This is a genomic window from Bacillus sp. 7884-1, assembly GCF_002272245.1.
In the GTDB taxonomy this organism is placed as follows: Bacteria; Bacillota; Bacilli; order Bacillales; family Cytobacillaceae; genus Neobacillus.
In genome coordinates, this window is the sequence record NZ_NPDD01000041.1 from 1 (window position 1) to 12,616 (window position 12,616).

A 12,616-nucleotide genomic window follows, 5' to 3' on the forward strand; every position below is an offset into this window, starting at 1 on the left:
GAACCGCCTGCGGAAAGCGAAGCGCCTGGAGCACAAATCAACAGCCAAGTATAACAGAGACTATTTAAAAAATAGAAGAGGTGCACAACGATGAAAAAATCTGTCGTTTCGAAAGAATATCAGAATTTGCAGAAGGATATTTTAACCCTTCAAGAGAATTGGAAGAAGAGCATCAATCCAGAATCAATTACACCGAACCTTGATAAGGCAGCAATGTCAGCCGGGGTGCCGGCGGCGGCATTAACGTCTATTAATTTCGAAATTCCACTATTCTTACAGTGGATAGAGGAGATAAATGGATTATTATCCCAAAACAATCCTGAGCTTGAAACAAAGCTTGCTGGAATTAGTGCTCTATTAAACGAAGAAACGGCGATTCGCTGGATAGATGAGGCATTTTCTTTTAATAGTATGTATTTTGCTAGTTTTGCAGAGGAAAATGGACTTGAAGAGTGGATCCCACAATTTTTAGCAGAAACAGCTCTACGACCTTACCTACAGCTAACAGCAGAGAAAATCCAGCACGAAATCACTCATGCTGTTCCAGGAGCAGGCTGCCCTGTTTGCGGTGAACCAGCTCGACTTGCCGTTCTTGAAGATGAAGGAAAAAAAGTAATGACATGCCCTCGCTGTCTTGCTCATTGGCATGCAAAACGAATTGAATGTGCACACTGCGGTAATGATGACCATAACACCATTCAATATATAACCATTGAAGGGGATGCATCCTCACAAATTCAGGTTTGCGAAAAGTGTACAGGATATATTAAAGTGATAGATACAAGACAATATCTCAGCAAGCCTTCAGCAGCCATGCTGGACTTAAATATAATTCATCTTGATTTTGTAGCGCAAGAGCAAGGATATCAAGCGGTGGGTAAAATTAAAGAAACTAATTAAGAAGGTGCTTTTTCATGAAAGCTGCGGCTATCATTTTAGCAGGCGGGAAATCGAGCAGAATGGGCACAAACAAGGCTCTCCTAAAACTAAACGAGAAGACAACAATCGAAAGAATGGTTGATATTCTCAAAATCTACTTTGATGATATCATTCTTGTTACCAATGATATGGAATCCTATCAGTTTTTAGGAGTGAAAATGGTGTCCGATCACTATCCTGGAAAGGGACCGCTTGCAGGATTTCATGCCGGCTTAATGGCTTCGGACTATGATGTGAATTTCATTACAGCATGTGATATGCCGTTTATTGCTGGCGAATTAGCTGCGACCCTTGTAAATATGATTGACCATCACGATGCCTTAGTTCCAGTTATTAATGGAAAAATGCAAACTCTATGTGCGGTTTTTCAAAAGAAGAGTGTAGCGAAAATTGAAGAATGTATTGAAAATGGACGTCTTCCAATCAAACATCTGCTTGAACATCTAAATGTCCTTTATGTAACGGAAAAAGAGCTGCAGGCCTATAGCAACATTGATATGGAGCGAGTTTTTTTCAATATGAATCATCCCCATGAGTATGAGGACGCAAAAAAATGGCTTCAAGCTGATTAGGCAGGAAGGATGTAAGGCACAGTGCAATTTTTCAAAGTTAAAACAGTTGAAGAAACGTTTGAAATGATAGAAGAAAAAATCCCAGCAATAAAAGATACGGAAATTCGCTCACTAGAAGAGGCGCTTAATTATATACTAGCGGTGCCTGTCACCGCAAAGGAAAATGTCCCTGGCTTTGACCGCTCGACGGTGGATGGCTATGCTGTGAAAGCACGGGACACATTTGGAACCTCTGATTCCATGCCGGGGTTTTTAACGGTGGTGGGAGAAGTTGCAATGGGAGAGTCGGCAGGTATTCCTGTCGGTCAAGGAGAAGCCGTCTATGTTCCAACAGGCGGGATGATTCCTGCAGGAAGTGACAGCGTAATTATGATTGAACATTGTGAAGACCATGACGGACTATTAAACACCTACAAGCCAGTGGCCCCTGGTGAAAATATTATTCGTGCAGGTGAGGATATCCGTGAAGGGGAAATCCTCCTTCCTGAAGGAACCCTGATACGTCCGCAAGAGTTAGGTGCAATTGCTTCACTAGGTATTAACCATGTATGTGTCTATCGTAAGCTAAAGGTCGGGTATCTATCATCAGGTGACGAGATAGTTCCCTATCAAACAGAAAAACTTTCAGAAGGTCAAATCCGTGATATTAACTATTTGACGATTTCGGGGCTCGCAAAACAATGGAATGTTGAGGTTGTGTACGGTGGAATTGTGAAGGATGACTATCAGGAGTTTCAGCAAAAAGCACAGGCTTTATATAATGAAGTAGATTGCTTAATTCTCTCAGGGGGAAGCTCGGTCGGAGCAAAGGACTACACAACACAAGTGATTCAGTCCCTAGGTTCACCAGGCGTGTTCGTTCATGGCATATCGATCAAACCGGGGAAACCTACGATACTTGCAATGGCGAATGGAAAACCGGTTATAGGTCTGCCAGGGCATCCTGCCTCAGCGATGATTATTTTCATGCTGTTTGGCGAGAGAATCCTTCAAAAGTTAAAAGGTGAAAAAATCGATAAGAAGCCTGATAGAATTTTTGCTCGGATTACGAAGAATATTCCTTCTGCACCAGGGCGTTCCGATTATATTCGTGTTCGTTTAATCGAGAAAGAAGGCGAATGGTGGGCGGAGCCGATTATTGGAAAATCAGGGTTAATTACTACCCTAGTAAAAAGCGATGGTATTGTTGAAATTATTTCAGAAAAAGAGGGTATTTCACAGGGAGACTATGTACCTGTGATTGCAACACGATGAGGGGGATAAAATAGATGGACCGCAAAACGTATAAACGGAAAATATATTTAGAGGACAAATCCCGATCGGAAGCGAAGCGAGAAATTCTCGAGAACTTTTCTCTGCCCCTTGAAATAGAAATGATTCCTACAAGTGATGCCCTTGGCCGTGTAACGGCTGAGCCAATTTTTGCAAGTGTATCAATGCCTCATTACCATGCATCTGCCATGGATGGAATTGCGGTAATCGCTGAAAAAACGTATACCGCACATGAGCAAAATCCACTTCAGCTTAAGCTTGGGAATGATTTTGCTATAGTGGATACAGGAAATGCGATTCCAGTTCCATTTAATGCGGTAATTATGATTGAACATGTCGATATGATCGATGAGGAAACGATTGAAATTATTGAGCCTGCAACACCATGGCAGCATATTCGCCCTATTGGCGAGGATATTGTCCAGGAGGAAATGCTTTTCCCGCAGGGACATATTCTTAGACCGGCGGATTTAGGCATTCTTTTAGCATCGCAGCATCTTCAGATTCCGGTTGCGAAAAAGCCAGTTGTCACCATCATTCCAACGGGTAATGAGCTTGTTGAGGCAAATAGTGTTCTATCTTCAGGAAACATTATTGAGTTTAATGGAACGGTATTCGCGAATTTTATAAAAGATTGGGGCGGGGAGCCAAGACTTCACCGAATTGTGAAGGACGACCCTGAAATGATAAAGTCTGTATTACTTGAAGCGGCGAAAGACTCGGATATTATTGTCATCAATGCTGGATCCTCAGCAGGTTCCAAGGATTATACCGTTCATATCATCGGCGAAATTGGAACGGTCTTTACCCACGGTGTGGCTGCAAGACCTGGGAAGCCCGTTATTTTAGGAAAAATAAATGAGAAGATTGTCGTAGGTGTTCCAGGATATCCTGTCTCCGCCTATTTGTCCTTAGAATGGTTTGTCCGGCCGCTGATTTGCAAGTATTTACAAATCCCTGAGCCAAAAAGGCAAACGGTTACCGTCAAGCTTGGCCGCCGAATTGTTTCGGGTATGGGTGCCGAGGATTTTGTACGAATGAATATCGGCTATGTGAATGGACAATTTGTTGCAAATCCGCTGACAAGAGCTGCGGGGGTAACGATGTCCTATGTGAGAGCAGATGGCCTTCTTGTCGTACCAGCCAACGTAATTGGCTATGAACAAGGTGATTTTGCAGAAGTCGAGCTATTAAGGCCGCTTGAGGAAATCCAAAATGCAATTATGTTTTGTGGCAGCCACGATTTGACCATTGACCTTTTATCCTCACAGGTGAAAAGAGTACGTGCAGACATGAAAATCGTTTCAGCACATGTTGGCAGTATGGCTGGTATTATGGCAATTCGAAAAGGCGAGGCCCATGTAGCGGGCATTCATTTGCTTGATCCGAACACAAAGCAATATAATATCTCTTATGTTAAGAAAATGTTAGCCGGTGCGGATGTTGTTCTCTATCCATTTTTAAAAAGAAAGCAAGGTTGGATTTTACCAAAGGAAAATCCGCTGGGGATTGAAACACTGATGGATATCGCTGAGAAAAAAGCGAACTTTGTTAACCGTCAAAAAGGGGCAGGAACGAGGATTCTCTTTGATATGCTTCTTGAGGAAAACGGGATTTCTTCAGAAGAAATCACAGGCTACGATAGAGAAATGTTTTCACACCTAGCTGTTGCTGCGGAAGTAAATGGGGACAGTCAGGGTGCAGGACTCGGGATTTATCCCGCCGCAAAAGCTATGGACCTGGATTTTGTTCCTGTTGCCGATGAAGAGTATGATTTAGTGATGACGAGAAGCTTTTATGAGAGTGAAAGTGGCAAATTATTAATCGACATTATCCAATCACCATCATTTAAAGAGCAGGTCGAAAAGATTGGCGGATATGAAGTAGTGGAAAATGCTGAGCCAAAGAATTTGGTCTGAAGAGGTGCTGAAAATGAATTTTCAAATTTCAAAAGAACCCATTGATATACAATCGGTCATTGATAAGGTCGTTCAGCGTAATGCTGGAGCGATCACTACTTTTATTGGCACGGTTCGTGAGTTAACAAAAGGAAAGAAGACGCTATTTTTAATTTACGATGCATATGAAGCCATGGCTGTGAAAAAGCTTGAGCAAATCGGCAGGGAAATTGAAGAGCGCTGGGAAGGTTCTCAGGTGGCCATTACCCATCGTGTCGGCCGTCTTGATATCACGGATATTGCCGTTGTTATTGCTGTTTCCACTCCCCACCGTGCCGATGCTTACGATGCCAATCGTTATGCGATTGAGAGGATCAAAGAAATTGTCCCGATTTGGAAAAAGGAACATTGGGAAGATGGCGAAGAGTGGATGGGCAACCAGCTCGAAACAGTTGCTTATCCAAGCGGTAAGCCGGAGGAGGACGATTTGAATGAATAAAGTAATGTTTTTCGCTCATTTACGTGAAGCTGTTGGCGAAGAGTTCCTTAGAATAGATGCTGTTGGCAAAACTGTTGGTGAAGTGAAAGCAGAATTGGCGGCAATCTACAATCTTCCAAAATTAGATACTGTTATGACTGCGATTAACGAAGAATTCGCCCAGGACGATGAAGTGATTCAAGACGGTGATGAAATCGCCTTTATCCCGCCAGTAAGCGGCGGCTGATTCTGTTTTTGGAAAGGGGAAGATAAAATGAACGAACGTTATTCACGACAGGTCCTCTTTCCAGGAATCGGGAAAGATGGACAAGATAAAATCCGTTCGAAGCATGTGCTAATGATTGGTGCGGGGGCGCTTGGTTCTGGGAATGCAGAGATCCTCATTCGTGCAGGGGTTGGTAGGCTGACGATAGTGGATCGGGATTATGTCGAATCAAGCAATCTGCAGCGACAGCAGCTTTATACCGAAGAGGATGTGGCGGAGAAGCTTCCGAAGGCTGCTGCTGCAGAAAAGCGGTTAAAGGCAATCAATTCAGATGTTGAAATTCAAGCAATCATCGGTGATGCTACTCCAGCTATGCTTGAAGATTTGGTGAAGGATGTCGATATCATCATGGATGCCACCGATAATTTTGAAACGCGGATGGTTATTAATGATGTTTCACAAAAGTATCAGATACCGTGGATCTACGGGGCGTGTGTCGGCAGTTATGGGATGAGTTTTTCAATCATTCCTGGAAAGACCCCGTGCCTAAACTGTTTGTTACGGACAATCCCGATGCAGGGGTTAACGTGTGATACCGGGGGAATTATCTCACCGGCTGTCCAAATGGTCATTGCTCATCAAAGTGCCGAAGCACTCAAAATGCTAGTCGAGGACTGGGACGCGGTTCGAACTTCGTTTGTCAGCTTTGACTTATGGCGGAACCAATATACTAGTTTGAAAATGGGGAAAGCCAAATTTGCAGGCTGTTTATCGTGTGGCGAGGATAGGACTTACCCTTATCTCGACCAGGAAAATATGACGAAAACCACTGTTTTATGCGGGCGGGATACGGTACAAATTCGTCCATCCACTCAAGGGGAAATATCGCTAGAGAAGCTGGCAGGACAGCTTAGTACACTAGGATATATTGTAAAAGGGAACCCCTATCTTTTATCAGTAGAAATGGGAGAGGAGCGGATGGTCATCTTCAACGACGGCCGAGCCCTCATTCATGGAACAAAAGATCTAACCCATGCCAAATCTATCTACCAAAGAATATTAGGATGAATAGAAAAGCGGAAGCGCCTTGGTCAGACCCGACAGGCATAAGACGAGCGCTGACAGAAGGCGAGCTTTTGCCTTCCGAAGTGATTGGCTTATGACCGAGGAAAAAGTGATTTTTCTTTTTCCACCGAGGGGCTAGGCGCTGAAGCTGGACAACATCAATACTCGTACCTTAATGGTACGGGTTTTTTTATTATGACAAAACCTAACATGTTTCACGTGAAACATGTCGAATTTCTAATTAGGTGACGAATTTGGTATGATGAAGTAGAGAATAAATAGAGGAGTTAACCAATCGTGAATATATCGGTAGAAAAGTTACTAACAAAAATAGAAGAGGAATTAAAGCTGGCAAAAAACAGCACGAAGCAAGAAAACTTGCGGGAAAAAGTGTACTCTATTAAAATATTATGCGAGTTGATACTAGATGAAAAGCAGGTACAACCGGAGTCTAAATCTATTCCTTTAGCAGCCTTTCAGCCGGTAGTAGCACAGCCAGCCTTTCAGCAGCCAGTATCACTAAATCAGCCGAAAAAAATAGAAATGGAAGACGAAGCAAACGGAGATTCGTTATTTGATTTTTAAACGAAAAGCGGAAGCGCCCCTAGGCGCTGAAGCTAGACATGAAAGAGGGGAACAAAATGAAAACTTTTATTATTATCGGCGCCATAAACGCTTTTTTAGCTGTTGCACTTGGAGCCTTTGGCGCGCACGGACTAAAGGATAAACTAGATCCTCATTATCTAGAAATTTGGAAAACAGGCGTCACCTATCAAATGTTTCACGCAACAGGTCTTTTGGTAATTGGAATACTGCTTGGAAAGGTAGCGGCTAGTTCTTTCTTTACTTGGTCCGGCTGGTTATTTTTTATCGGAATCATTCTTTTTAGCGGAAGTCTTTATGTTTTAAGCTTGACCAAGGTAGGAGTGCTGGGTGCCATCACACCGCTTGGCGGAGTATGCTTCTTAGCAGGCTGGATTCTGATGATTATCGGAACCGTTAAAGATTTGTAAAAAAGTAAAAAGGCATTGGACTTGGCTTCCAATGCCTTTTGTTTTTATCTTGGAGGATAAGTACCTAAAGCGGGTGCTCCGGCTCCAAAAGGATACTCATATTCAATTTCTTCATCAAACGTAATGTAGTCGATCGGCACCATTGGGATAAGGAAACGGGTACCAACCTGCGGGTCACTTAAAATAACATGGTCTCTTCCGGCAGCTTCAATAATACCAACAAATTTCTTGGCATTCCATTGATTGTTGCCCTCAAAGGTTGCATAAACGGTGGCTAACTTTCCTTTGTTTAATCGTAAAATATTTTCGATGTACGATTGTTCAACTGGCAGCATTCCCTGAGGCTGTGGAGCTCCTGCAGGAGGCCCGGATGGAATTCCTTGTTGTGGGAACTGTGGAAAACCTTGCTGTTGCCCGCCAGGAAAGAATCCTTGCCCTTGATATGGAGTTGCGGCTCCCTGTCTAGCTTGATAGGGCTGATACCCTTGTTGATTATAATACTGATTCATCTTTTCCCCTCCTAAAAATAACTAACCCTTTTGTACCAACATTCTATTCATACTCCCAGAAGCCTAGATGGTGACAATCGGGATAGTCCCGTTTGTAAGATGATTCGGAGCTAAAACTTAAGACTCGCTGTTTTATTAGTATGAGGAGGAAAGGGGAAATATGACTTAACGGAAATACAAAAAAGTCCTCAGCAGATGCTGAGAACTTTCAAGATTAAACATGTAAGAATCGAGAAACTCTTTCTTCCTCTAATAGGTTGCCAACAAAGAAGGCACCAAATTCACCGAAACGTGCACTTACTTCATCAAAACGCATTTCATAGACAAGCTTTTTGAATTGAAGAACATCTTCAGCAAAAAGCGTTACGCCCCATTCGTAGTCATCAAAGCCGACTGAACCCGTGATGATTTGTTTCACTTTTCCTGCATATGTACGTCCAATCATCCCGTGGCTGCGCATCATACTGCGGCGCTCTTCCATCGGAAGCATATACCAGTTATCATTGCCCTGACGGCGCTTGTCCATTGGATAGAAACAAACATGCGCTGTTTTAGGTAATTTCGGATAAAGTCGTGCAAGAATTTGTGGATTTTGGTATGGATCCTCACCAGCAGGCAAATAGTTGCTGAGTTCAACAACGGATACATAAGAATGTGCTGGGATTGTAAATTCAGCTAATTTTGTTTTATTAAATTCTGTTTCAATTTCGTTAAGTTCTTCCATTGTCGGGCGCAAAATCATCATCATAAAATCAGCTTTTTGACCAACAACAGTATATAAAGCATGGCTGCCTTCGTTACGCTCTTGCGTGTGATTCCACTTTTCAACTAGACTTAAAAACTCGTGAATCGCCGATTGGCGTTCATCACTTGAAAGCATTTTCCAAGTTGTCCAATCAACCGTACGGAAATCATGCAAACAATACCAGCCATCAAGCGTTTGAGCTGCTTCACTCATTATAATCACTCCTAAATAATGATTCTTCTTATTAACAATCTTTACTATATCATAGTTTGACCAAGACACGCTCGAATAAACCATCATGGATAATTTTAAAAAAAGAGGTAAATAGTAAAGGATAGTGTGAGTTTTTTGAATAAAAGAACATTTACTGTGAAAACGCTGCCTAAGTTGAATTTTTCAACAGGTAAAGTATGCTAAATGAAGAAGATATATTTAGGGAGGATTTAATGTGGCAGATTTATTTGAAGGTTTAAAACAAAAATTATCAGGCCGTGATTTAAGGATTGTTTTTCCAGAAGGCTTGGATGAGCGAATTGTTCGGGCAGCAAGCAGGCTAGCAGAAGAAAAGCGATTAACCCCTATTTTGGTAGGAAATATCGAACAAGTTCAGGCAAAGGCTCAGGAGCTTGGCGTTTCCTTGGATGCAGCAGAAATTTATGACCCAGCGAACTATGCTGCAATGGACGAGCTTGTGGCAGCGTTTGTGGAACGCCGTAAAGGAAAAGCTACTGAAGAAGATGCACGTAAGATCTTATTAGATGAAAATTATTTTGGCACCATGTTGGTGTACTTAAATAAAGCAGACGGTTTGGTGAGCGGTGCGGCGCACTCTACAGCCGATACGGTTCGACCTGCGCTGCAAATTATAAAAACAAAAGAGGGCGTGAAGAAGACGTCTGGCGTCTTCATCATGGTTCGTGAGGATGAAAAATATGTATTTGCCGATTGCGCCATCAATATTGCGCCGGACAGCAATGATTTAGCGGAAATTGCGGTGGAAAGTGCGAAAACGGCAAATATGTTTGAAATGGAACCTCGGATAGCCATGCTTAGCTTCTCTACAAAGGGCTCAGCGAAGTCTCCAGAAACCCTGAGAGTCTCAGGAGCAGTGGAAGAAGCAAAGCGTCGTGAGCCATCTTTGGTAATTGATGGCGAGTTTCAATTTGATGCAGCATTTGTACCATCTGTGGCGAAAAAGAAAGCACCAGATTCACCACTTCAAGGGGACGCGAACGTGTTTATTTTCCCGAGCCTCGAAGCAGGTAACATCGGCTACAAAATTGCGCAGCGTTTAGGCGGGTTCGAAGCAGTTGGTCCGATCCTTCAAGGGTTAAATAAACCGGTGAACGATCTATCACGCGGCTGTAATGAAGAAGATGTCTATAAATTGGCATTAATTACGGCGGCGCAGGGAATAAAATAGTGTTTTGGGAGCCAGTCCTGGGTGGGGCTGGCTTTTTAAATTGGGGGTTTCTGAGTTTTGGACTATTTTTGGTGGGTTATGGACTTTTTTGAGCGGCATTTGGACTATTTTCAATAGGGTTATGGACCTTTTTGAGACCCATTTGGACTTTTTTAGAGGGGTTTTGTACGATTAGACAATATGTGGAAATCAGCGGCAAACATAGTAACTGTTTAAACTAGTTTCTTTTTGCTAAAATAAGCTTACTATTCATTTTGAGGAGAACAACAATATGGAAGGTTTATTGCGTCAACAAGAATGGCGGATTATTGATCAGTCGAGTACTGGCCGCCATTTTCAAGCATTACAGTCGTTTGGCACCGATGATACCTTATGTGCTTCTGTCGGATCTGGACAGGCTCCAGCGACGGCAAGAACCTGGGTTCATCACAATACCATCGTACTCGGGATACAAGATACCAAACTGCCATTCTTAAAAGAAGGAAGACAGTTTCTTGAAGCACAGGGCTATCAGTCTATTGTCCGAAACTCAGGCGGGTTAGCGGTGGTGCTCGATGAAGGGGTTTTGAATATCTCATTGATCCTCCCTGAAAAAGAAAAAGGGATAGATATAAACCGCGGGTACGATACTATGTGGCAGCTTATTCAAGATATGTTTGCTGAATATAATAAGAATATTGAGGCACGAGAAATCGTCGGCTCCTATTGCCCAGGAAGCTATGATCTTAGTATCGATGGGAAAAAATTCGCTGGCATTTCGCAGCGCCGCCTCAAAAAAGGGGTCGCAGTTCAAATCTATTTATGTGTCAATGGCAGCGGCAGTAAGCGGGCACAGGTAATTAAACAATTTTATGAGATTGCTAAAGGCGACCAGCAGACAAAGTTCACCTATCCAGAGATTGTACCTGAGGTCATGGCCTCCCTATCTGAGCTTTTGGAAACTCCGATTACCATTTCAGATGTCATGCTGCGTCTATTAAACCAATTAAAGAAGAACAGCGGCCATCTTTACGCCGGACCATTAAATGAGCTGGAATTGGACCTCCTTCCCGGCTATTATCAAAGAATAATTGAACGAAATGAAAAACTCGATGAAATGTAAAAGGCCGTAAACCCTTAATGGATTTACGGCCCTTTTTTAAGAGGATATTGTTCTTCTCCCAATAGCTCCGTATAGCTCAAGCGCTGATAGGCAGGCGATTCTAGCTATTCGTTTTACTCAGCGACCTTCTCTAAATTTCCATTACGGTCCATTTTGAATTTTGTCGCAGGTCTTTCTTCTTCTTCAAATAATACAAGCTTACGAGCGCGGTTCATGATTTTCATGAGTGTCTCGTAATCTTCCTGGATGGTTTCGGTATTTTGCTCAAGACCTTCAATTTTTGCAGACATTTCTTCATTCTGCTTACGTAACTCTGCGATTTCGCGCTTTAATCTTTCATTCTCACTTTTTAATGCTTCATTTTGCAGATTGGCATGATTAAAGTTTTGCAAGTAATCAATGACGCTATCAAGCGATAGTCCTGATGCCGTTGGTGCTGCTTGTCTATAAGTCTGTGCTGAAACAGGTGCCTTCACATAGGTTTCAGCGGCAACCTCTGTTGTTAAATCTGGCATCTCATAAGAAGAAGCTTCCATTGGAACTTCCATAGGTGCTGCTAGTGTTTCAAAGTCATCTACAGCTGGGACTGGAGGATTATAAAGTAACTTTTTCTTTCCTCCTTGGTCTTTTCCTAACACTCTTTGTCTTTGTTTACGTTGTTTTTTAGCTAATTGCAATGCTTTTTCATAGCGATGGCGCACAACCGCATTCCATCTGAATCCACAGGCCGCGGATGTCCGATTTAGCTTGTCGCCAACCTCTTCAAAAGCGTTCAGCTGGGTACTTCCTTCACGTACGTGGCGAAGGACGGTTTCAGCTAGCAATAGATCATCTTCATCTGTCCAGGCATCTTGCCTTACTTTCATTCTTTTCAACTCCCTAAATAATAATTTCAATGTACTCGCCAGACGAGTTTTTAAAAGTTCTAGTCTTATCTTGGACAAGTTTTTCAAGCTTTATACCAAAATGTCTGCAAGGATAATAGTTTTTTTAACTAAAAGAGTTAGAAGGATTTCAAAAGAAAAGCAACTTGCAATGGATAGAAAGAAATTGTAAAATACCTAAGGAGTTAAACCGTAAATAAATTGGATAAAATAATCGTATAGATACCCGAAAAGAAAGGGTGGAAGTAATGTCAAATGAATTCCGCGTTTGTGATGATTGTCAGGCCGTGAATCTTAAGACATTAATCCCTCGTTTGAAAGAATTGGATCCTGAAGCTGAAATAAAAATTGGCTGCCAATCTTATTGTGGACCTGGCCGGAAGAAAACATTTGCCTTTATCAATAACCGTCCGGTTGCTGCCCTAACCGAAGAGGAATTAATGGAGAAAGTAAATAAAAAGCTAAAATAATCACCTACGGCTTCGCGATC

The 12,616-nt window shown here is 42.4% G+C and carries 15 protein-coding genes; 12 read left to right on the forward strand and 3 right to left on the reverse strand.

Going from position 1 to position 12,616, the window contains the following annotated elements; genetic code table 11:
* The first annotated feature begins 90 nt into the window (after positions 1-90).
* The 9 genes from CHI06_RS05785 to CHI06_RS05825 all read left to right on the forward strand — a co-directional run bounded on the left by CHI06_RS05785 (position 91) and on the right by CHI06_RS05825 (position 7,463).
* Positions 91-900 (forward strand): formate dehydrogenase accessory protein FdhE, encoded by an 810-nt coding sequence (locus CHI06_RS05785; protein ID WP_095247477.1) that lies wholly within the window; start codon positions 91-93, stop codon positions 898-900.
* 14 nt (positions 901-914) lie between these two features.
* Positions 915-1,511, forward strand: a complete 597-nt coding sequence (mobA, locus tag CHI06_RS05790) for a molybdenum cofactor guanylyltransferase (protein WP_095247478.1) — start codon at positions 915-917, stop codon at positions 1,509-1,511.
* Positions 1,512-1,532: 21 nt separating this feature from the next.
* Positions 1,533-2,765 carry a molybdopterin molybdotransferase MoeA gene (locus CHI06_RS05795; RefSeq protein ID WP_095247479.1) on the forward strand — a complete coding sequence of 411 codons (1,233 nt, stop codon included), beginning with the start codon at positions 1,533-1,535 and terminating at the stop codon, positions 2,763-2,765.
* A gap of 14 nt (positions 2,766-2,779) precedes the next feature.
* Entirely contained in the window at positions 2,780-4,702 is a 1,923-nt protein-coding gene (locus CHI06_RS05800; RefSeq protein WP_095247480.1) for a molybdopterin biosynthesis protein, read from the forward strand.
* 13 nt (positions 4,703-4,715) lie between these two features.
* Entirely contained in the window at positions 4,716-5,180 is a 465-nt protein-coding gene (locus CHI06_RS05805; protein WP_095247481.1) for a molybdenum cofactor biosynthesis protein MoaE, read from the forward strand.
* On the forward strand, positions 5,173-5,406 hold the full coding sequence (gene moaD / locus CHI06_RS05810; RefSeq protein WP_095247482.1) for a molybdopterin converting factor subunit 1: 234 nt from the start codon (positions 5,173-5,175) through the stop codon (positions 5,404-5,406). The genes CHI06_RS05805 and moaD overlap by 8 nt, the downstream gene beginning before the upstream one ends.
* A 27-nt stretch (positions 5,407-5,433) precedes the next feature.
* Positions 5,434-6,453, forward strand: coding sequence for a thiazole biosynthesis adenylyltransferase ThiF (locus CHI06_RS05815; RefSeq protein WP_095247483.1), 1,020 nt, complete (start codon positions 5,434-5,436; stop codon positions 6,451-6,453).
* Between the two features lie 294 nt (positions 6,454-6,747).
* Positions 6,748-7,035: a YwdI family protein gene (locus CHI06_RS05820; RefSeq protein WP_095247484.1), complete on the forward strand. Its 288-nt coding sequence runs from the start codon at positions 6,748-6,750 to the stop codon at positions 7,033-7,035.
* A 56-nt stretch (positions 7,036-7,091) separates the two neighbouring features.
* Positions 7,092-7,463: a DUF423 domain-containing protein gene (locus CHI06_RS05825; RefSeq protein WP_095247485.1), complete on the forward strand. Its 372-nt coding sequence runs from the start codon at positions 7,092-7,094 to the stop codon at positions 7,461-7,463.
* Positions 7,464-7,507: 44 nt separating this feature from the next.
* Here the strand turns inward: CHI06_RS05825 and gerQ are convergent, their stop codons facing one another.
* Together gerQ and hemQ are read right to left on the reverse strand one after the other, a co-directional pair.
* Positions 7,508-7,972: a spore coat protein GerQ gene (gene gerQ / locus CHI06_RS05830; protein ID WP_095247486.1), complete on the reverse strand. Its 465-nt coding sequence runs from the start codon at positions 7,970-7,972 to the stop codon at positions 7,508-7,510.
* A gap of 214 nt (positions 7,973-8,186) precedes the next feature.
* Positions 8,187-8,930: a hydrogen peroxide-dependent heme synthase gene (gene hemQ / locus CHI06_RS05835; RefSeq protein ID WP_095247487.1), complete on the reverse strand. Its 744-nt coding sequence runs from the start codon at positions 8,928-8,930 to the stop codon at positions 8,187-8,189.
* Positions 8,931-9,165: 235 nt separating this feature from the next.
* Here hemQ and pta point away from each other — a divergent pair, with 235 nt between their 5' ends.
* Both pta and CHI06_RS05845 read left to right on the forward strand, forming a co-directional pair.
* Complete coding sequence (gene pta, locus CHI06_RS05840; RefSeq protein WP_095247488.1) at positions 9,166-10,140, forward strand: phosphate acetyltransferase; 975 nt, start codon at positions 9,166-9,168, stop codon at positions 10,138-10,140.
* Between the two features lie 271 nt (positions 10,141-10,411).
* Positions 10,412-11,242 (forward strand): lipoate--protein ligase family protein, encoded by an 831-nt coding sequence (locus CHI06_RS05845; protein ID WP_095247489.1) that lies wholly within the window; start codon positions 10,412-10,414, stop codon positions 11,240-11,242.
* A 113-nt stretch (positions 11,243-11,355) separates the two neighbouring features.
* Here CHI06_RS05845 and CHI06_RS05850 read toward each other — a convergent pair whose 3' ends face one another.
* A complete protein-coding gene (locus CHI06_RS05850; RefSeq protein WP_095247490.1) occupies positions 11,356-12,108 on the reverse strand; it encodes an RsfA family transcriptional regulator in 753 nt (250 codons plus the stop codon).
* Between the two features lie 266 nt (positions 12,109-12,374).
* Here CHI06_RS05850 and CHI06_RS05855 point away from each other — a divergent pair, with 266 nt between their 5' ends.
* Positions 12,375-12,596, forward strand: a complete 222-nt coding sequence (locus CHI06_RS05855; RefSeq protein ID WP_095247491.1) for a DUF1450 domain-containing protein — start codon at positions 12,375-12,377, stop codon at positions 12,594-12,596.
* The last annotated feature ends 20 nt before the right edge of the window (positions 12,597-12,616 follow it).

Coding starts and splice junctions, on each gene's coding strand:
- CHI06_RS05785 (WP_095247477.1), top strand. CDS start 91: ATGAAAAAATCTGTCGTTTCGAAAGAATATCAGAATTTGCAGAAGGAT.
- mobA (WP_095247478.1), top strand. CDS start 915: ATGAAAGCTGCGGCTATCATTTTAGCAGGCGGGAAATCGAGCAGAATG.
- CHI06_RS05800 (WP_095247480.1), top strand. CDS start 2,780: ATGGACCGCAAAACGTATAAACGGAAAATATATTTAGAGGACAAATCC.
- CHI06_RS05805 (WP_095247481.1), top strand. CDS start 4,716: ATGAATTTTCAAATTTCAAAAGAACCCATTGATATACAATCGGTCATT.
- moaD (WP_095247482.1), top strand. CDS start 5,173: ATGAATAAAGTAATGTTTTTCGCTCATTTACGTGAAGCTGTTGGCGAA.
- CHI06_RS05815 (WP_095247483.1), top strand. CDS start 5,434: ATGAACGAACGTTATTCACGACAGGTCCTCTTTCCAGGAATCGGGAAA.
- CHI06_RS05825 (WP_095247485.1), top strand. CDS start 7,092: ATGAAAACTTTTATTATTATCGGCGCCATAAACGCTTTTTTAGCTGTT.
- gerQ (WP_095247486.1), bottom strand. CDS start 7,972: ATGAATCAGTATTATAATCAACAAGGGTATCAGCCCTATCAAGCTAGA.
- hemQ (WP_095247487.1), bottom strand. CDS start 8,930: ATGAGTGAAGCAGCTCAAACGCTTGATGGCTGGTATTGTTTGCATGAT.
- CHI06_RS05845 (WP_095247489.1), top strand. CDS start 10,412: ATGGAAGGTTTATTGCGTCAACAAGAATGGCGGATTATTGATCAGTCG.
- CHI06_RS05850 (WP_095247490.1), bottom strand. CDS start 12,108: ATGAAAGTAAGGCAAGATGCCTGGACAGATGAAGATGATCTATTGCTA.
- CHI06_RS05855 (WP_095247491.1), top strand. CDS start 12,375: ATGTCAAATGAATTCCGCGTTTGTGATGATTGTCAGGCCGTGAATCTT.